Origin of the sequence: Phenylobacterium sp., assembly GCF_030681155.1 — a bacterium.
In the GTDB taxonomy this organism is placed as follows: Bacteria; Pseudomonadota; Alphaproteobacteria; order Caulobacterales; family Caulobacteraceae; genus Phenylobacterium.
This window is the reverse complement of the sequence record NZ_JAUXXE010000071.1, coordinates 88,139-105,025: the sequence shown is the minus strand read 5'-3', so window position 1 is coordinate 105,025 and position 16,887 is coordinate 88,139. Positions and strand designations below refer to the sequence as shown.

The window sequence follows — 16,887 nt, the reverse complement described above, 5'->3', positions numbered from 1 at the left end:
TGACTGCGGTTGTCATCACATCATGCCGAACAACGTGCCGGGCCAAGCTCCAAGCATGCGACAAACTGACGCATGGCGTCGGGTTACAACTTGCAAATGATTTGCAACGGCGTTCGCAGTTGCTAAATAGGACTCCTGGTCGGGAGAAGTCCGTCTTGTACGTTTGTAACTGTAACGGGATCCGGGAGCGCGAAGTCCGCGCCGCCATCGAGGCCGGCGCCAGCCGTCCGGCCGAGGTCTTCCGCGCATGCGGTTCTCAAGCCCAATGCGCTCGTTGCGTCTGCGACATGCGCAAGATGATCAGCGAGCAGGATCAGGCTCTTCGCTTCGCCGCCGAATAGGGCGTTCATCTGGAACGCCGAACTATTCGCAAGCTTGCGAACGAAACGCGGAATCACTTGCAAACATAGGCTTTGACTCGTCTCGCCCCGAGTAAGAGTTTGCCCCTCGAAAACGGATTCGAGGAGGTTCCCATGCAAGGCGACAAAGCCATCATTCGGCGTTTGAACGCTGTGCTCACCAATGAGCTGACTGCGGTGAACCAGTATTTCCTGCACGCCCGCATGTATGAAAACTGGGGCTTCACCCGGCTCGCCAAGATCACCTATGACGAGTCCATCGGCGAGATGAAGCACGCCGACAAGCTCATCAAGCGCATCCTCTTCCTCGACGGCCTGCCGAACCTGCAGGACCTGCATAAGCTGAAGATCGGCGAGAACGTGCCCGAGTGCATGACCTCCGACCTGTCAGTCGAGGTCACCGGCCGGGTCGATCAAATTGCCGGCATCAAGGAGTGCGAGGCTGCGGAAGACTACGTCACCCGTCAGATCCTGCGCGAAATCCTCACCGACACCGAGGAGCACATCGATTTCCTGGAGACGCAACTGTCGCTGGTGAAGTCGCTCGGCGAGCAGAACTATCTGCAGAGTGCGCTCGGCGAACTCGAAGGCGGCGGCGGCCACTAGGGCGGTCTACCACCCCACGGATCGTCATGGCCGGGCGAAGTCCCGGCCATCCATAGACTCTGTCAGAGCAGGCCGGGAAACAGGTCGTCCCAGTGCGGATTGTCTTGCTCAATCAATGCGATCTTCCAGTCGCGCTTGTACTTCTTCAGCCGCTTCTCCCAACGGATGGCCTCAACCACCGTGAAGCAGCGTCGAAACCAGACCAAGCGTGTCACGCCGTAACGGCTGGTGAATCCCGGCGTCGTGCTCTCGCGGTGCTCATGTATGCGTCGGAGCAAGTTTGCGGTCACGCCGACGTAGAGCGTGCCATGTTTGCCGCTCGCCAGAATGTAGACCGCGTTGTTGGCATGCACGGGATCCATGGCCAAGCTTGGTGCGTATAGATGGCCGGGACAAGGGCCCGGCCATGACGAACTGGTGGGGTCTACGCATGTGCCCCAGCCGCGATTGGTCACTCCCCCCGCGGATCGTCATGGCCGGGCTCTTGACCCGGCCATCCATAGACACCGCATCTTGGGGTAGAGGTTACCCACCGTCGGCCGGAACAAGAGCTTCGGCGCCAACGGACGCCGTCCCCGACGAACCGCTTCCAGATTTCCCCGAAATCCCGCTAGGCTCTCCCCCAACAAGAAGAGGCGGGGGATAGGATGGCCGAGGCGGTGGCGGGCGACAGCGTCGTCGAGAAGACGAACCACCGATTGGTGATCGGCGCGGCGTCTGCCGGCACGGTCTTCGAGTGGTACGACTTCTATCTTTACGGCTCGCTGGCCGGGTTCATCACCCAACACTTCTTTTCCGGGGTCAATGAGACCACGGGCTACATCTTCGCCCTCCTGGCCTTCGCGGCTGGGTTCGCCGTGCGACCCTTTGGGGCGCTGGTGTTCGGACGGCTAGGCGACCTCTGGGGCCGCAAGAACACTTTCTTGGTAACCATGTTGCTGATGGGGGTCTCGACCTTCTCGGTCGGCCTGCTGCCCGGCTACGACCAGATCGGCGTTCTCGCCCCCATCCTTCTGATCGTCATGCGCTTGATTCAGGGCCTGGCCCTCGGCGGCGAGTATGGCGGCGCGGCGACCTATGTCGCCGAACACGCCCCGCCCGGTAAGCGCGGCCTCTATACGAGCTGGATCCAGACCACCGCGACGCTCGGTCTGTTCCTCAGCTTGTTGGTGATCCTGGCTGTGCGCTCGATGACCGGCGAGGAAGTGTTCAAGGCCTGGGCCTGGCGCATCCCATTCCTGGTTTCGGCGGTGCTGCTCGGTGTCTCGCTTTGGATCCGCCTGAAGCTGAACGAGAGCCCGGTCTTCCAGAAGATGGTCGATGAGGGCACCACCTCGAAGAAGCCGCTGACCGAATCCTTCGCCAAGTGGCCCAACCTGAAGATCGTGCTGCTGGCGCTGGTCGGGCTGACCGCGGGCCAGGCGGTGGTCTGGTACACTGGCCAGTTCTACGCCCTGTTCTTCCTGGAGAAGACGCTGAAGGTCGATGGGGCGCTGACCAACACCCTGGTCGCTTGCGCCCTGATCCTCGGCACCCCGTTCTTCGTGGTGTTCGGCTGGCTGTCGGACAAGATCGGCCGCAAGCCGATCATCCTGGCCGGCTGCCTGTTGGCCGCCTTGACCTACTTCCCGATCTTCAAGGCGCTCACCGCCGCGGCCAACCCCGCGCTGGCGGCCGCCTCGGCCAGCGCTCCGGTGCGGGTGATCGCCGATCCCGCCGATTGTTCGTTCCAGTTCGATCCGGTTGGCAAGACCGCTTTCTCCACCTCCTGCGATGTGGCCAAGGCCGCCTTGGCCAGCGCCGGCGTCACCTATGAGAACGTCGCCGCGCCCACCGGGACTGTCGCCGTCGTCAAGATCGGCGAGGTGCAGGTTCCGAGCTTCCGAGGCGAAGCCCTGCCGAAGGCCGAGTTCGCGGCGAAGAAAGCCGACTGGACGAAGGGCTTGTCCGCCGCCCTGCATCAGGCGGGCTACCCAGCCAAGGCCGACCCTGACCAGGTGCACAAGCCGGCGGTGGTCGGCCTGCTGTTCCTGTTGATGCTCTATGTGACCATGGTCTACGGCCCAGTAGCCGCGGCCCTGGTGGAGATGTTCCCGGCGAGGATCCGCTACACTTCGATGTCCTTGCCCTATCATATCGGCAACGGCTGGTTCGGCGGCTTCCTGCCCACCACGGCGTTCGCCATGGTGGCGGCGACCGGCAACATCTATTTCGGGCTCTGGTACCCGATCGTGGTGGCGGCGGTGACCGTAGTGATCGGCGGACTGTTCGTGCGTGAGATGCGCGGGGCGAACGTGGACTAGGGCTTTCGACGCGGGGGATGGTTCACATCATAGGGCTCGTCATAGCCCCGCCGCGATGAGTAGAAGGCCAGCCACATCAGGCCGCCGGTCAAGGCGCCCACCACGACCAGTCCCCCAATGACGTACAGCAACACCGGGGAGAGAGCGCCCCAGCCGCCCCCGATCCTGGAACCCGCATAGAACGTCCAGCCCGCCAGTCCCGCCAGGGCGGCGACGCACACGAGGGAGGCCAGCACGATGAGGCCGTTCTTCATTCCCTAGGAAGCTGCGAGGGGCACGAGTGGTTCCGCCACGCAGAAAGCCGCCGCCCTTGCGGGCGACGGCTTTGCTTTAGTTCGATGTGGGGCGACGACTATTCGGCCGCTTGGCGCGAGAGGTCGATCTTGGGCGCCAGTTCGCCCGAGGCGTAGCGCTTGGCCATTTCAGACAGCGGGATCGCCTTGATCTTGTGAGCCTGGCCGGCCGTGCCGAACTCCTCGAAGCGCTGGACGCAGATGGCGCGCATGGCTTCCTTGGCAGGCTTCAGGTAGCCGCGCGGATCGAACTCGCCCGGCTTTTCGACGAAGACCTTCCGGATCGCCGCGGTGATGGCCATCCGGTTGTCGGTGTCGATGTTGATCTTGCGCACGCCGTGCTTGATGCCGCGCTGGATCTCTTCGACCGGCACGCCCCAGGTCTGGGGCATCTCGCCGCCGTACTTGTTGATCAGGTCCTGCAGGTCCTGCGGCACCGAGGAGGAGCCGTGCATCACCAGGTGGGTGTTGGGCAGACGGCGGTGGATTTCCTCGATCACGTTCATGGCCAGGACGTCGCCGTCCGGCTTGCGCGTGAACTTGTAGGCGCCGTGGCTGGTGCCCATGGCGATGGCCAGGGCGTCGACCTGGGTGGCCTTCACGAAGTCGACGGCCTGGTCGGGATCGGTCAGCAGTTGGTCGTGGCCGAGCTTACCCTCGAAGCCGTGGCCGTCTTCCTTCTCGCCCATGCCGGTCTCGAGGCTGCCCAGCACGCCGAGCTCGCCCTCGACCGAGGCGCCGACCCAGTGGGCCATGTCCACGACGCTGCGGGTGACGCGGACGTTGTAGTCATAGTCGGCCGGGGTCTTGGCGTCGGCCATCAGCGAGCCGTCCATCATCACCGAGGTGAAGCCGTACTGGATCGCCGTCGCACAGGTGGCTTCGTTATTACCGTGGTCCTGGTGCATGCAGATCGGGATGTGCGGATACAGCTCGGCCATCGCGTCGATCAGGTGCTTCAGCACGATGTCGTTGGCGTAGGAGCGGGCGCCGCGGGAAGCCTGCATGATCACCGGCGAGTCGGTGGCCTCAGCGGCCTCCATGATCGCCAGCGCCTGTTCCATGTTGTTGATATTGAACGCCGGGACCGCGTAGCCTTGCTCGGCCGCGTGATCCAGAAGTTGTCTCAAGGTAACCCGGGCCATGCCCTGCCCTCCGTAAATCAGTTAACTGGCAAGCGCCGCCACGCCGGGCAGCTCCTTGCCTTCCATCCATTCAAGAAACGCGCCGCCCGCCGTGGAGACGAACGTGAAATCGTCGGCGCAGCCTGCCGCGTTGAGGGCGGCGACTGTATCACCCCCGCCGGCGACGGCCACCAGCTTGCCTTCCTTGGCCAATTGCGCGGCGTAGCGCGCGGCGGCCATGGTGCCCTTGTCGAAGGGCGGGATCTCGAACACGCCAAGCGGACCGTTCCAGATCAAGGTCTTGGAGTTGGCCATGGCGCGGCAGAGACGCTCAACGCTCTCCGGGCCGGCGTCCAGGATCCGCTCATCCTCATCGACCTCGCCCAGGCCGCGAACGCGCGCCGCAGCGCCGGGCGCCATCTTCTCGGCCACCACGATGTCGACCGGCAGGAAGAGTTTGCAGTTGTTCTGGCCGGCCAGGCGAATGATGTCGCGCGCGGTTTCGGCCAGGTCTTTCTCGCAATAGGACGCCCCGACGTCGTGGCCTTGGGCGTAGAGGAAGGTGTTGGCCATGCCGCCGCCGATGGCCAGCTTGTCCAGCTTGGTCACCAGATTGCGTAGCAGGTCGAGCTTGCTCGACACCTTGGAGCCGCCGACAATCCCCATCACCGGGCGCTCAGGATTGCCCAGCGCCTTGTCGAGCGCGGTCAGCTCCAGCCGCATCTGCTCGCCAGCATAGGCCGGCAGCAGATGGGCCAGGCCTTCGGTCGAGGCGTGAGCGCGGTGCGCGGCCGAGAAGGCGTCATTCACATAAAGATCGCCGTTGGCGGCCAGAGCCCTGGCGAAGTCCGGATCGTTCTTTTCCTCGCCCGCATGGAAGCGGACGTTTTCGAGCAGCAGCACGTCGCCCGGCTTCAGGGCGGCGACAGCGTCCGCGGCCACCGGCCCTACGCAATCATTGGCGAAGCCGACCGGCGAGCCCAGCACCTTGGCCAGCGCGATGGCGATCGGCGCCAGGCTCATCTCCGGCACACGCTTGCCCTTGGGGCGGTCGAAGTGCGCCAGCAGGATCACTGTGGCGCCGCCGGCGCGCAGTTTTTCGATGGTCGGCACTGCGGCCCGCAAGCGCGTGTCGTCCGAAACTTCGCCGTCGTGCATCGGCACGTTGAGGTCAACGCGGACAAGGGCGCGTTTGCCGGCCAAATCAGCGTCGTCGAGGGTCTCGAAGGTCATGCGATAGGCTCCGGCCGCCCAGGGGGGAGGTCTATCCCCGGGGGGCAGTTGGATCCGAAAAACGAAACGGGCGCCGTCTCTCGAGGCGCCCGTCCCAGGGTTTAGATCAGTTTGGCCATGGCGAGGGCGGTGTCGCTCATGCGGGTCGAGAAGCCCCACTCATTGTCGTACCAGCTCAGCACGCGGCCGAGGCCGCCGTCGATCACTTGGGTCTGGGCCAGAGCCACGGTCGAGGAGGCCGGAGCATGGTTGAAGTCGATCGACACCAGCGGCTCGTCGCTGACGTCCAGGATTCCCTTCAGCGGGCCGCTGGTCGCCGCGGCGATCAGGGCGGCGTTGATCTCTTCCTTGGTCAGGGTGCGGCCGGGCACCCAGGTCAGGTCCACAACCGAAACGTTCGGGGTGGGCACCCGGATCGAGGAGCCGTCCAACTTGCCCTGCAGTTCCGGCATCACCAGACCCAGAGCCTTGGCTGCGCCGGTCGAGGTCGGGATCATCGACATGGCCGCGGCGCGGGCGCGGTAGAGGTCGGAGTGCATGGTGTCCAGGGTCGGCTGGTCACCAGTGTAGGAGTGGATCGTGGTCATGTAGCCACGCTCGATGCCGGCCAGCTCGTGCAGGACCTTGGCCACCGGAGCCAGGCAGTTGGTGGTGCATGAGGCGTTGGAGACGATCAGGTCTTCGGCGGTCAGGGTCTGGTGGTTCACGCCGTAGACGATGGTCTTGTCGGCGTCGCCGGACGGGCCGGAGATCAGCACGCGCTTGGCGCCGGCTTCCAGGTGAGCCTTGGCCTTGTCGCGGGCGGTGAAGATGCCGGTGCATTCCAAGGCGATATCGACGCCCAGTTCCTTGTGAGGCAGTTCCGCCGGATTGCGGACCGCCGTCACCTTGATCTTGCCGCGGCCCACGTCGATGGTGTCGCCGTCAACGACGACCTTGCCCGGGAAGCGGCCGTGGACGCTGTCGTAGCGCAGCAGGTGGGCGTTGGTCTCGACCGGGCCCAGGTCGTTGATCGCGACGACCTCGATGTCTTGTCGCGCATGCTCGACGATCGAACGCAGGACCAACCTGCCGATACGGCCGAAACCATTGATGGCGACGCGAACGGTCATCGAGAAACTCCTGAGCCAATTGATTTGGGTCGGTTTCTTGAGGTCAGGGCACGGGGAGTCAAGCCCTAGGCGGCTTTCTGGGCGTTTCAGACGCCGAACTGGCGCAATCTGTGGGAACGGGATCGCGCCTAGAGCGCTCCTTCCAACGCCGGGACCTGATCTCGCCCGGCGCCGATCGGGGATCGCTGGCGTGGCGAAACTACATATTCTGACGACCGTTGGCGCTGCGGCCTTGGTCGCCCTGAGCGCCTGTAACCGTGCGCCGGAGAAGGCGGCGGAGGTCAGCCCACCGGCTGACACGACCTTCATCACCTATGTCTGCGAGGACGGCCGCACCGTGCGGGCGACCTATCCCGATCCGGACACCGCCATCGTTGATGTCGGCGGGGTGAAGCGAACTCTGAAGATCGCCATCTCGGCCAGCGGCGCCCGCTATATCGGCGAAGGCGTCCAGTGGTGGTCAAAGGGCATGGACCAGGGCCAGCTCAGTCCGCTGGCGGCCGGCGAGGACATCGCCACGGCGCCGGGCGTCAATTGCCGTGTGAAGGCCGCGGGCGAGGCCGCAGCCGTCACGCCTCCGCCGCCTGGCAGCCCCGGCGGCTTGCCTGACGACCGGACCCCGGTCTCCGAGGCCGGGTTCACGCCGCAGAGCGCCCAGGGGGCGGCCAATGTGGTGCAGACCTATTTCGCCCTCGTCGCCGACAAGAAGTTCGATGACGCCTGGAAGCTCTGGAGCGACAGCGGCAAAGCCAGCGGGATGAGCGCCAAGGACTTCGCCGCCAGCTTCGCCAAGTACGCCAGCTACAATGCGCAGATCGGCGCGCCTGGTGAGATCGAGGGCGCGGCGGGCTCGTTGTTCGTCGAGGTTCCGGTCGTGGTCTACGGGACCATGAAGACCGGCGAGCCGGTGAACATGAAGGGCAAGGTGCGTCTGCGCCGGGTCAATGACGTGCCGGGCGCGACCGCGGACCAGCTGAGCTGGCACATCGCCGACACGGCCCTCAAGCCCTCGCCGGGCGGCTAGCCGGCGACAGGCTTTACGCAGGCGGCGGCCGTGCGTGCGCGCTCGCGGGCCAAATCGACATCGGCGCCGCGCGCCAGGGCCACGCCCATGCGGCGGCGTTCGAAGGCCTCGGGCTTGCCGAACAGACGCAGGTCCGCGCCGGGGACGCTGAGCGCCTCGGCGACGCCTTCGAAGGCGATTCCTTGCGCGTCCATCCCGCCATAGATCACCGCGCTGGCGCCGGGTTCACGCAGATCGGTGCTGACCGGCAGTCCGAGGATCGCGCGAGCGTGCAGGGCGAACTCGCTGAGGTTCTGGGTGACCAGGGTGACAAGCCCGGTGTCGTGCGGGCGCGGGCTGACCTCGGAGAACCAGACCTCGTCGCCGCGTACGAAGAGTTCGACGCCGAACAGGCCAAGACCGCCCAGTTCGGTGGTGACGTCGCGGGCGATCTGTTGGGCTCGGTCCAGGGCGGCCGGGCTCATCGCCTGGGGTTGCCAGCTTTCGACATAGTCGCCCTTCACCTGGCGGTGGCCGATGGGTTCGCAGAAGCTGACGCCCACCTGACCGTCCGCACCGACCGAGCGTACGGTCAGCAGAGTGATCTCGAAGTCGAAATCGATCTTGCCCTCGACGATGACGCGGGTCTGTTCGACCCGGCCGCCCTCCATGGCATAGCGCCAGGCCTCAGTGATCCCCTCGGGCCCCTCGACGTAGGATTGGCCCTTGCCGGACGAGGACATCACCGGCTTCACGAAGCAGGGGAAGCCTGCGACCTGCGCCGCGGCGGCGGCCAGTTCGGCTTCCGAGGACGCGAAAGCGTAGGGCGAGGTCGGCAGGCCAAGTTGCTCGGCCGCCAGCTTGCGGATGCCCTCGCGGTTCATGGTCAGTTGGGCGGCGCGGGCCGTCGGGATGACAGTCGCCAGCCCTTCAGCCTCGATCGCCACCAGCTCGTCGGTGGCGATCGCCTCGATCTCCGGCACGATCAGGTGCGGACGCTCGAGCTCCACCAGCGCCCGCAGCGCCGCAGCGTCAGTCATCGCGATGACGTGGCTGCGGTGGGCGACCTGATGGGCCGGGGCGTTCGGGTAGCGGTCGACGGCGATGACCTCGCAGCCGAGCCGCTGCAGCTCGATAGCGACCTCTTTGCCGAGCTCGCCCGAGCCGAGCAGCATAACCTTCACGGCGGTGGGCGAGAGCGGCGTACCGAGGCGCATGGTGCTTAGCCCAGCTTGGCTTTGGCGGCGGCGACAACGGCTTCGGCGGTGATGCCGAATTCCTTGTAGAGCCGCTCGGCCGGGGCGCTGGCGCCGAAGCCCTTCATGCCGACGAAGGCGCCGTCCTCACCGATGAACCGCTCCCAGCCGAAGCCGAGACCGGCCTCGACGGCGACGCGGACCGGCGCCGTGCCGATAACCTCGGCCTGGTAGCTGGGCGATTGGAAGCCGAACAATTCCCAGCAGGGGGTCGAGACGACGCGGGTGGCGACGCCTTCAGCTTCCAGGGTCGCGCGGGCGGCGACGGCGATCGAGACCTCGGTGCCGGAGGCGAAGATCGTCACCTTGGCCGGGCCGCTGGCGGCGACCAGCTCATAGGCGCCCTTGGCGCAGAGGTTCTCAGGGGCGGAGTCGCGCACCGCCGGCACCTTCTGCCGTGACAGGGCCATCACCGAAGGCGTCTTCTTGGTCGAGAGCGCCAGCTTCCAGCATTCGGCGGCTTCCACCGCGTCGGCCGGACGATAGACGTTCAGGTTCGGGATCATCCGCAGCGAGCCGACATGTTCCACCGGCTGGTGGGTCGGGCCGTCTTCACCGACGCCGATCGAGTCGTGGGTCATCACGTGGACGACGCGGGTCCCCATCAGGGCGCCGAGGCGGATCGCCGGACGGCTGTAGTCGGAGAACACCAGGAAGGTGCCCGAGAACGGGATCACGCCGCCATGCAACGCCATGCCGTTCATCGCTGCGGCCATGCCGTGCTCGCGCACGCCGTAGTGGACGTAGCGGCCGTCATAGTCAGGCAGGTCGAAGGCCTTGGTGCCCTTGACGAAGGTGTTGTTGGAGCCAGTCAGGTCGGCCGAGCCGCCGACCAGTTCCGGGATCGCCGGGACCAGGTGGTCCAGGGCCGAGCCGGAGTGCTGGCGGGTGGCGGCGGCGGGCTTGGTGGCCGCGGCTTCGGCGATATGGGCGTCGATGCGCTCAAAGGCGCCGGCCGGCAGGTCGCCGCGCATGGCGCGTTCGAACTCACCTTTCAGCGCCGACTTGGAAAGCTGGGCTTCCCACTTCTTGCGGACCTTGCCGCCCTTCTTGCCGGCGGCGCGCCAAGGCTTGAGGACTTCTTCCGGCACCACGAAGGGCTCGGCGGTCCAGCCCATGGCCAGACGGGCGTCGGCAATCTCGTCGTCGAACAGCGTGTAGCCGTGGCTGTGGGGGTCGCCTTCCTTGCGGCCCGCGCCCTTCGAGATCTTGGTCTTGCAGGCGATGAAGGTCGGGCGGTTCTGGCGGGTGGCCCACTTCATGGCCGCGGCGATCTTGCCGGGGTGGTGGCCGTCGACTTCCTTCACGGCCCAGCCATAGGCCTTGAAGCGGGCGAGCTGGTCGCCGGTCTCGGAGATCGTAGCTTCCCCGTCGATGGTGGTGTTGTTGTCGTCGAACAGCACGGTCAGCTTGGCCAGCTTGAAGCGGCCGGCGATCGAGGCGGCCTCGTGGCTGACGCCTTCCATCAGGCAGCCGTCGCCGGCGATCACCCAGGTGCGGTGGTCGACAAGGTCGTCACCGAAGCGCGAAGCCAGGTGGCGTTCTGCCATGGCCATGCCGACGGCGGTGGCGATGCCCTGGCCCAGCGGACCGGTGGTGGTTTCAACGCCGGGGGTGTGGCCGTACTCCGGGTGGCCGGCGGTGTTGGAGCCCCACTGACGGAAGTCGCGGATCTGGTCCATCGTCACGGCCTTGAAGCCGGTCAGGTGCAGCAGCGAGTAGAGCAACATCGAGCCGTGGCCCGCCGAGAGCACGAAGCGGTCGCGGTCGGCCCAGTCGGGGCGGTTGGCGTCGTACTTCAGGAATTTGGTCCAGAGCACCGTGGCGACATCGGCCATGCCCATGGGCATGCCTTGGTGCCCCGACTTAGCCTTGTGGACGGCGTCCATCGAGAGCACGCGGATCGCGTCGGCCATGGTGTGCTGCGGTGCGGACATTATCTTTTCCGGTCAATCTGGGCGGGATTTGCGCGCGGCGTCGCACGCACGGCCTGAAGAATCAAGGAAGCGTCACGCCACAGGGCGGGTTTCAGTGCGCGCCCGGCGCAGTCTATAGATTAACGGACACACTTTCGGAGCGTCGAATCATGCGGGAGCCGGCGGGCGACAACCCCCTCGATCAAGCTGTGAAACGTCTGGAACGGGCGATCTCCCAGTTGGAGCAACGCCTGTCGGGGCAGGCGGGCAAGCCAGGCGCGGAGATTGGCGGCCTGTTCGATCAGGATAGCGCCAAATTGGCCGCCGAACTCGATCAGTCCCGCCAGCGCGAAAAAGCGCTGGAGGAAGCTGGCGCCGAAGCGTCTGCGGCGCTGGGTCGCGCGATCGCCGAAATCAAGGCGGCGCTCTCCAGTGACGACGCCGACGAAAATACTCAGTCCCAGACCGAGGAGGCTTAAACCCCCATGGCTCAGGTCAACATCACCGTGAACGGCCGGCCTTACGCCGTCGGCTGCGAAGATGGTCAGGAGGCTCATCTGATCGAACTCGCCCGGACCTTCGACCGCCAGGTCCGCCAAGTCTCGCAGGACATGGGGCAACTGGGCGAAACCCGCCTGTTCCTGATGGGCTCGCTGCTGCTGGCCGACGAGTTGACGGACCTTCGGGCTCGGCTTTCGGTCGTGCAGGCCGAACTCGCCCGCGTGCAATCGGACCATGCCCGCGTCGAAACCCGGGCTGTCGGCGCGCTCGAGAACGCCGCCAAACGCATCGAAAAGCTCGCGGCGGGCTAAAGTTCATCCCTCATGAGCGGGGATGAATTTAAGCGCCGCTTGTTACTGGGACCTCGCGGCCCTACCTTGCGTAACGGCGGGTCTGCTGCGGCTCTCGTCGAAGGCAATCTATCCCAGCGACCTTAATCGTCTCTAAGGGAGCTGTCCCTGTCTGGACCCGTGGGTTCAGGCAAACGGCGCCCACCTGGTTATCCAGGTCCGAGGGGATAAAACCGTCCTTCACGGCTCTCGCGGCGCCGCCACCGTTCGCCTATAGCGAACAGGTGAGCACTCCCATATCCAAGTCGAAACTGCGGGCGGCGATGCGGGCGCGTCGTCGCGAACTGGCGCGGGCGTTTCCGGACGCCGCCGAACGCGCCGCCGAGCATCTGCCCCTGGAGGTGCTGCCGGCCTTCGCCTGCTTCAGCGGCTATCACGCGCTGGGCGACGAGCTTGATCCAAGCCCGCTGATCCGCCGGTTGGCGGGGACGGGCGCTATGTTCGCCTTGCCGGTCGCCGATTTCGCCGATGCGCCCCTGATCTTTCGGGCTTGGGACAGCCGCGATACGCCCATAACCGACCGCTTCGGCGTGCCGGCGCCGCCGCCCTCCGCCTCGATCCTGCACCCGGACCTGATCGTCTGCCCGCTGCTAGCCTTTGATCGCACCGGCGCGCGGCTGGGGCAGGGGGGAGGCCACTATGATCGAACCATTGAGGCGCTCCGAGCGATCAAGCCGGTGTTCGTGCTCGGCCTGGCCTATGCCGGCCAGGAGGTCGAGGCGATCGCCGCCGAAGATCATGATCAAAGGCTGGACGCCATTTTGACGGAAAACGGGTATAGGCCCGTGTCAAAGGACTGAAATTCAAATGCGCTTTGCTTTCTTCGGGGATGTCGTGGGCCGCTCGGGTCGCGAGGGCCTTGCCGACCATCTGCCCGGTCTGCGTCGTCGGCTCGGGCTCGAATTCGTCATCGTCAACGCCGAGAACGCCGCCGCCGGCTTCGGGATCACCGAGAACACCGCGCGCGAACTCTTCGACGCCGGGGCTGACTGCCTGACGCTGGGCAACCACTCCTGGGACCAGAAGGAGGCGATGACCTACATCGTCCGCGAGCCTCGTCTGATCCGGCCGCTCAACTACCCGATCCTGGCCGATGCGCCGGGCCGGGGCTCGAACCTGTTCGAGACCCAGGACGGCAAGCGCATCGTGGTCATCAATCTGCTTGGCCGGGTCCATATGGACTCGCTGGACGATCCGTTCGCGGCCGTCGATCGCGAACTGGACAAGGCGCCGCTGGGGATGGTCGCCGACGCCGTCGTGGTCGACATGCATGCCGAAGCGACGTCCGAGAAGATGGCCATGGGCCACTTCTGCGACGGCCGCGCCAGCCTGGTCGTCGGCACCCATACCCACGTACCGACCGCCGACTGCCAGATCCTGAACGGCGGCACCGCCTACCAGACCGACGCCGGCGCCTGCGCCGACTATGACAGCGTCATCGGCAACCAGAAGGAAGAGCCGCTGCGGCGCTTCACAACCCGCATCTCCGGCGGTCGCTATAAGCCCGCTGAAGGCCCGGCCACAATCTGCGGCGTCTATGTCGAGACCGACGACAAGACCGGCCTGGCGACCCGCGTGGAGCCGATCCGCATGGGCGGCCGGTTGAGCGAGACCATTCCCGAGCCAGCGGCTGTGTTGGTCGGCTAATTCATTCCTCTCCCCAAGGGGAGAGAAGAACGGCCGTTACAGCCGCGGACGCAGGGCTTCGATCGTGAGCTTGCCGTCCTTGTCGGTGTCGAGGATCTCGAACCGGCGGCGGGCGGCCTTGGCCCATTCCTCCGAACTGACCCGTTGGTTGAGATCTGCGTCGGCGCCACGCACGGGCTGGGCTTCGTTCAGGAGCGAAAAGCGCGCCGCGCCGACCTTGGGCTCTTTGCGAACCGACTTGTGAATGAGCGGCTTTTTTGGCGGCGGTCCGCCCATCGGGCCGCCGAGGCCGAAGTCCGGTCGGGTGATCTCCGGCGCGATTCTGGTCTCGTACCGGCTGTTTTCGGGGCCTTCGATCGAGCCGCTGCCATCCACGTCCAGCACCTTGAAGAACCGCATGGCGTCGTCGCGGAATTCCGGCAGCGTCAGAGCGCCATCGTGATTGGCGTCGGCGCCCGCGAACCATTCGGCCAAGCCGTCCTGGCTACGGAACGGCTCGCCCGCCGGGCTGATGAACAGACGCGCGCCGGAGTCTATGGCTGGAGACTGGCCCTGCTGAGGGCGCTCGCCGACTGGAGGGCCGCCGCGATGCGACCCGCCCGGCGGCGGGCCCATCGGTTGAGCAAGGGTTGGAGACGCCATGGCGACCAGGGTCGCTGCGACGACGACAAAACGATACATCAATTGGATTCCTGCGCGCCCGTCCGACGCTCAAGGTCAAGCTGATCGGCCGGTGCGGCTAAAGCGGGGCGGGCGTGTAACCGCCCTGAAATGCATCAGCCGCCAGCGGCGGCGCGCTTGGTGCGCTCGGCGACGCTGATCCCGGCCGCGCCCCAGTTTTCCGGCGGCACTTCGTCGATCACCACGAAGGTGGCGGCAGGGTTCTTGTTCAGGACCCTGACCAGCAAGTCGGTTGCCCCGGCGATCAGCTCCGCCTTCTGTTCGTCGGTGGCGCCGGCGGTGATGCGGATGTTGACGTAGGGCATGGGATCTCCTCGCAAGGTTGCGGCCGACAGTTAAGGGCGCGTAGCTTCGCTGCAAGCTTCATGGAGTTTCCGCATGGTCCGATTTCTCGTCCGCGCCGTCGTCGCCGCCCTCGGCCTGGCGCTCGCGGCCTACATGCTGGCGGGCGTCAGCTATGACGGCTTCGTCGATCTGCTGATTGCAGCCGTCGTGCTGGGGGTGGTCAACGCCTTCCTGCGGCCGGTGCTGTTCATCCTGACCTTGCCGCTCACGGTCGTCACGCTGGGCCTGTTCCTGCTGGTCCTCAACGCCCTGATGATCATGCTGGTCGCCTGGATGCTTCCCGGCTTCCATGTCGCCGGGTTCTGGAGCGGCGTGGGCGCAGCGATGATCACCGGCGTCGTCAGCTGGATCGCCGCCATCGTCATCGGCGATACGCGCAAGCAGCCGCTCTAGACTGCGGCCATAGAAAAAGGGCGGAGCCTTGCGGCTCCGCCCTCGATCTTCTTCAAGCGTCTGAACGCTTGAGCGTAGGACTTAGAAGTCCATGTCGCCCATGCCGCCCATGCCGCCCGGCATTCCGCCGGCGGCCGCGCCACCCTTCTTGGGGGCTTCGACGATCGCCGCTTCGGTGGTGATCAGCAGGCCGGCGACCGAGGCCGCGTCCTGCAGAGCCGTGCGGACAACCTTCGCCGGGTCGATGACGCCGGCTTGGACCATGTCCACATACTCTTCGGTCTGAGCGTTGAAGCCGAAGGTGGGGGAGTTGTTTTCCATCACCTTGCCGACCACGATCGAACCTTCGACGCCCGCGTTTTCCGAGATCTGACGGATCGGAGCCTGCAGGGCGCGACGCACGATGGCGACGCCAGCTTCTTGGTCGTCATTGTCGCCCTTGAAGCCGTCCAGGATCTTGGAAGCCTTCAGCAGAGCAACGCCGCCGCCGGGGACGATGCCTTCTTCGACCGCAGCGCGGGTCGCGTTCAGGGCGTCGTCGACGCGGTCCTTCTTTTCCTTAACTTCGACTTCGGTCGCACCGCCGACGCGGATGACCGCAACGCCGCCGGCCAGCTTGGCCAGACGTTCTTGCAGCTTTTCCTTGTCGTAGTCCGAGGTGGTGTCCTCGATCTGACGCTTGATCTGGCTGATACGGCCTTCGATCGCGTCCTTGGCGCCGACGCCGTCGACGATGGTGGTGTCGTCCTTGGTGATCGTGACCTTCTTGGAGCGGCCGAGCATGTCGATCGTGACGTTCTCGAGCTTGATGCCCAGGTCTTCGCTGATCAGTTCGCCGCCCGTGAGGATGGCGAGGTCTTCCAGCATGGCCTTACGGCGATCGCCGAAGCCCGGAGCCTTGACGGCCGCGACCTTCAGGCCGCCGCGCAGCTTGTTGACCACCAGGGTGGCTAGGGCTTCGCCATCGACGTCTTCGGCGATGATCAGCAGGGGACGGCCCGACTGAACGACGGCTTCCAGGACCGGCAGCAGCGGCTGCAGCGAGGAGACCTTCTTTTCGAAGAGAAGGATGAGGGGCTCTTCGAGCTCAACTTCCATCTTGTCGGCGTTGGTGATGAAGTACGGCGACAGGTAGCCGCGATCGAACTGCATGCCCTCGACGACGTCGAGTTCGGTTTCCAGGCTCTTGGCCTCTTCAACCGTGATGACGCCTTCGTTGCCGACCTTGGCCATCGCCTTGGCGATCATTTCGCCGACTTCGGTGTCGCCGTTGGCCGAGATGGTGCCGACCTGAGCGATTTCGGAGTTGGTGGTGACCTTCTTCGAGGAATTCTTGATTTCCTCGATGACCTTCAGAACGGCCTTGTCGACGCCGCGCTTCAGATCCATCGGGTTCATGCCGGCCGCAACCGACTTCAGGCCTTCGACGACGATGGCTTGGGCCAGGACCGTGGCGGTGGTGGTGCCGTCGCCGGCCTTGTCGTTGGTCTTGGAGGCGACTTCACGGATCAGCTGGGCGCCGAGGTTTTCGAAGCGATCAGACAGTTCGATTTCCTTGGCGACCGACACGCCGTCCTTGGTCGAGCGCGGAGCGCCGAAGGACTTTTCGATGACCACGTTGCGGCCCTTAGGACCCAGGGTCACCTTCACCGCGTTGGCGAGAGTATTGACGCCGCGCAGCATCTTGTCGCGCGCGTCGGAACCGAAATAGACGTCTTTAGCGGCCATTTTCCTGCTCTTTCAGAATGTTGTTGTTGGGGAGGGA

General features: G+C 65.4%; 19 protein-coding genes and 1 other RNA gene. 10 read left to right on the top strand and 10 right to left on the bottom strand.

The genetic code is table 11. The features are described from left to right. Positions 1-155 precede the first annotated feature (155 nt). Together Q8M13_RS19085 and bfr are read left to right on the top strand one after the other, a co-directional pair. Positions 156-341 carry a bacterioferritin-associated ferredoxin gene (locus Q8M13_RS19085; RefSeq protein WP_305301769.1) on the top strand — a complete coding sequence of 62 codons (186 nt, stop codon included), beginning with the start codon at positions 156-158 and terminating at the stop codon, positions 339-341. A 132-nt stretch (positions 342-473) separates the two neighbouring features. Continuing rightward, positions 474-965, top strand: a complete 492-nt coding sequence (gene bfr / locus Q8M13_RS19080) for a bacterioferritin (protein ID WP_305301768.1) — start codon at positions 474-476, stop codon at positions 963-965. A 62-nt stretch (positions 966-1,027) separates the two neighbouring features. Here bfr and Q8M13_RS19075 read toward each other — a convergent pair whose 3' ends face one another. Further along, positions 1,028-1,327, bottom strand: coding sequence for a GIY-YIG nuclease family protein (locus Q8M13_RS19075; RefSeq protein WP_305301767.1), 300 nt, complete (start codon positions 1,325-1,327; stop codon positions 1,028-1,030). 285 nt (positions 1,328-1,612) lie between these two features. On the opposite strand from Q8M13_RS19075, the gene Q8M13_RS19070 reads away from it, so the two are divergent. After that, positions 1,613-3,268 carry an MFS transporter gene (locus Q8M13_RS19070; RefSeq protein ID WP_305301766.1) on the top strand — a complete coding sequence of 552 codons (1,656 nt, stop codon included), beginning with the start codon at positions 1,613-1,615 and terminating at the stop codon, positions 3,266-3,268. On the opposite strand, the gene Q8M13_RS19065 is transcribed toward Q8M13_RS19070, so the two are convergent. From Q8M13_RS19065 to gap, 4 genes are all read right to left on the bottom strand, one after another. Then, positions 3,265-3,522 (bottom strand): hypothetical protein, encoded by a 258-nt coding sequence (locus tag Q8M13_RS19065; RefSeq protein ID WP_305301765.1) that lies wholly within the window; start codon positions 3,520-3,522, stop codon positions 3,265-3,267. The genes Q8M13_RS19070 and Q8M13_RS19065 overlap by 4 nt on opposite strands. A gap of 98 nt (positions 3,523-3,620) precedes the next feature. Beyond that, positions 3,621-4,706, bottom strand: coding sequence for a class II fructose-bisphosphate aldolase (gene fba / locus Q8M13_RS19060; protein ID WP_305301764.1), 1,086 nt, complete (start codon positions 4,704-4,706; stop codon positions 3,621-3,623). A 21-nt stretch (positions 4,707-4,727) separates the two neighbouring features. After that, on the bottom strand, positions 4,728-5,918 hold the full coding sequence (gene pgk, locus Q8M13_RS19055; protein ID WP_305301763.1) for a phosphoglycerate kinase: 1,191 nt from the start codon (positions 5,916-5,918) through the stop codon (positions 4,728-4,730). Between the two features lie 101 nt (positions 5,919-6,019). Next, positions 6,020-7,030, bottom strand: coding sequence for a type I glyceraldehyde-3-phosphate dehydrogenase (gene gap, locus Q8M13_RS19050; RefSeq protein WP_305301762.1), 1,011 nt, complete (start codon positions 7,028-7,030; stop codon positions 6,020-6,022). Positions 7,031-7,220: 190 nt separating this feature from the next. Here gap and Q8M13_RS19045 point away from each other — a divergent pair, with 190 nt between their 5' ends. Continuing rightward, the gene (locus tag Q8M13_RS19045; RefSeq protein ID WP_305301761.1) at positions 7,221-8,054 is read left to right on the top strand and encodes an MliC family protein; all 834 of its coding nucleotides are present in this window, start codon (positions 7,221-7,223) and stop codon (positions 8,052-8,054) included. On the opposite strand, the gene purT is transcribed toward Q8M13_RS19045, so the two are convergent. Both purT and tkt read right to left on the bottom strand, forming a co-directional pair. Continuing rightward, positions 8,051-9,250, bottom strand: coding sequence for a formate-dependent phosphoribosylglycinamide formyltransferase (gene purT, locus Q8M13_RS19040; RefSeq protein ID WP_305301760.1), 1,200 nt, complete (start codon positions 9,248-9,250; stop codon positions 8,051-8,053). The two genes, Q8M13_RS19045 and purT, sit on opposite strands and share 4 nt — an antisense overlap. A gap of 5 nt (positions 9,251-9,255) precedes the next feature. After that, a complete protein-coding gene (gene tkt / locus Q8M13_RS19035; protein ID WP_305301759.1) occupies positions 9,256-11,226 on the bottom strand; it encodes a transketolase in 1,971 nt (656 codons plus the stop codon). 149 nt (positions 11,227-11,375) lie between these two features. On the opposite strand from tkt, the gene Q8M13_RS19030 reads away from it, so the two are divergent. From Q8M13_RS19030 to Q8M13_RS19010, 5 genes are all read left to right on the top strand, one after another. Beyond that, on the top strand, positions 11,376-11,684 hold the full coding sequence (locus Q8M13_RS19030) for a DUF4164 family protein (protein ID WP_305301758.1): 309 nt from the start codon (positions 11,376-11,378) through the stop codon (positions 11,682-11,684). A 6-nt stretch (positions 11,685-11,690) separates the two neighbouring features. Continuing rightward, positions 11,691-12,017, top strand: coding sequence for a cell division protein ZapA (locus Q8M13_RS19025; RefSeq protein WP_305301756.1), 327 nt, complete (start codon positions 11,691-11,693; stop codon positions 12,015-12,017). A gap of 79 nt (positions 12,018-12,096) precedes the next feature. Then, positions 12,097-12,257: non-coding RNA, 6S RNA (gene ssrS / locus Q8M13_RS19020), on the top strand. A 23-nt stretch (positions 12,258-12,280) separates the two neighbouring features. Next, positions 12,281-12,856: a 5-formyltetrahydrofolate cyclo-ligase gene (locus Q8M13_RS19015; RefSeq protein WP_305301754.1), complete on the top strand. Its 576-nt coding sequence runs from the start codon at positions 12,281-12,283 to the stop codon at positions 12,854-12,856. 7 nt (positions 12,857-12,863) lie between these two features. Continuing rightward, positions 12,864-13,703 (top strand): TIGR00282 family metallophosphoesterase, encoded by an 840-nt coding sequence (locus Q8M13_RS19010; protein WP_305301753.1) that lies wholly within the window; start codon positions 12,864-12,866, stop codon positions 13,701-13,703. A 36-nt stretch (positions 13,704-13,739) separates the two neighbouring features. Here the strand turns inward: Q8M13_RS19010 and Q8M13_RS19005 are convergent, their stop codons facing one another. Further along, positions 13,740-14,384, bottom strand: coding sequence for a hypothetical protein (locus Q8M13_RS19005; RefSeq protein ID WP_305301751.1), 645 nt, complete (start codon positions 14,382-14,384; stop codon positions 13,740-13,742). 95 nt (positions 14,385-14,479) lie between these two features. Then, positions 14,480-14,689: a 4-oxalocrotonate tautomerase family protein gene (locus tag Q8M13_RS19000; RefSeq protein ID WP_305301750.1), complete on the bottom strand. Its 210-nt coding sequence runs from the start codon at positions 14,687-14,689 to the stop codon at positions 14,480-14,482. 73 nt (positions 14,690-14,762) lie between these two features. On the opposite strand from Q8M13_RS19000, the gene Q8M13_RS18995 reads away from it, so the two are divergent. Beyond that, complete coding sequence (locus Q8M13_RS18995) at positions 14,763-15,122, top strand: phage holin family protein (protein WP_305301749.1); 360 nt, start codon at positions 14,763-14,765, stop codon at positions 15,120-15,122. Positions 15,123-15,203: 81 nt separating this feature from the next. Here Q8M13_RS18995 and groL read toward each other — a convergent pair whose 3' ends face one another. Continuing rightward, positions 15,204-16,850 (bottom strand): chaperonin GroEL, encoded by a 1,647-nt coding sequence (gene groL / locus Q8M13_RS18990; protein ID WP_305301747.1) that lies wholly within the window; start codon positions 16,848-16,850, stop codon positions 15,204-15,206. Positions 16,851-16,887 lie beyond the last annotated feature (37 nt).

Excerpts from the sequence above, each read along its gene's own strand:
- Q8M13_RS19030 (WP_305301758.1), top strand. The coding sequence starts at position 11,376 with ATGCGGGAGCCGGCGGGCGACAACCCCCTCGATCAAGCTGTGAAACGT.
- pgk (WP_305301763.1), bottom strand. The coding sequence starts at position 5,918 with ATGACCTTCGAGACCCTCGACGACGCTGATTTGGCCGGCAAACGCGCC.
- bfr (WP_305301768.1), top strand. The coding sequence starts at position 474 with ATGCAAGGCGACAAAGCCATCATTCGGCGTTTGAACGCTGTGCTCACC.
- Q8M13_RS19010 (WP_305301753.1), top strand. The coding sequence starts at position 12,864 with ATGCGCTTTGCTTTCTTCGGGGATGTCGTGGGCCGCTCGGGTCGCGAG.
- tkt (WP_305301759.1), bottom strand. The coding sequence starts at position 11,226 with ATGTCCGCACCGCAGCACACCATGGCCGACGCGATCCGCGTGCTCTCG.
- Q8M13_RS19000 (WP_305301750.1), bottom strand. The coding sequence starts at position 14,689 with ATGCCCTACGTCAACATCCGCATCACCGCCGGCGCCACCGACGAACAG.
- fba (WP_305301764.1), bottom strand. The coding sequence starts at position 4,706 with ATGGCCCGGGTTACCTTGAGACAACTTCTGGATCACGCGGCCGAGCAA.
- Q8M13_RS19025 (WP_305301756.1), top strand. The coding sequence starts at position 11,691 with ATGGCTCAGGTCAACATCACCGTGAACGGCCGGCCTTACGCCGTCGGC.
- Q8M13_RS19070 (WP_305301766.1), top strand. The coding sequence starts at position 1,613 with ATGGCCGAGGCGGTGGCGGGCGACAGCGTCGTCGAGAAGACGAACCAC.
- purT (WP_305301760.1), bottom strand. The coding sequence starts at position 9,250 with ATGCGCCTCGGTACGCCGCTCTCGCCCACCGCCGTGAAGGTTATGCTG.
- Q8M13_RS19075 (WP_305301767.1), bottom strand. The coding sequence starts at position 1,327 with ATGGATCCCGTGCATGCCAACAACGCGGTCTACATTCTGGCGAGCGGC.
- Q8M13_RS19065 (WP_305301765.1), bottom strand. The coding sequence starts at position 3,522 with ATGAAGAACGGCCTCATCGTGCTGGCCTCCCTCGTGTGCGTCGCCGCC.
- gap (WP_305301762.1), bottom strand. The coding sequence starts at position 7,030 with ATGACCGTTCGCGTCGCCATCAATGGTTTCGGCCGTATCGGCAGGTTG.
- Q8M13_RS19005 (WP_305301751.1), bottom strand. The coding sequence starts at position 14,384 with ATGTATCGTTTTGTCGTCGTCGCAGCGACCCTGGTCGCCATGGCGTCT.
- Q8M13_RS18995 (WP_305301749.1), top strand. The coding sequence starts at position 14,763 with ATGGTCCGATTTCTCGTCCGCGCCGTCGTCGCCGCCCTCGGCCTGGCG.
- groL (WP_305301747.1), bottom strand. The coding sequence starts at position 16,850 with ATGGCCGCTAAAGACGTCTATTTCGGTTCCGACGCGCGCGACAAGATG.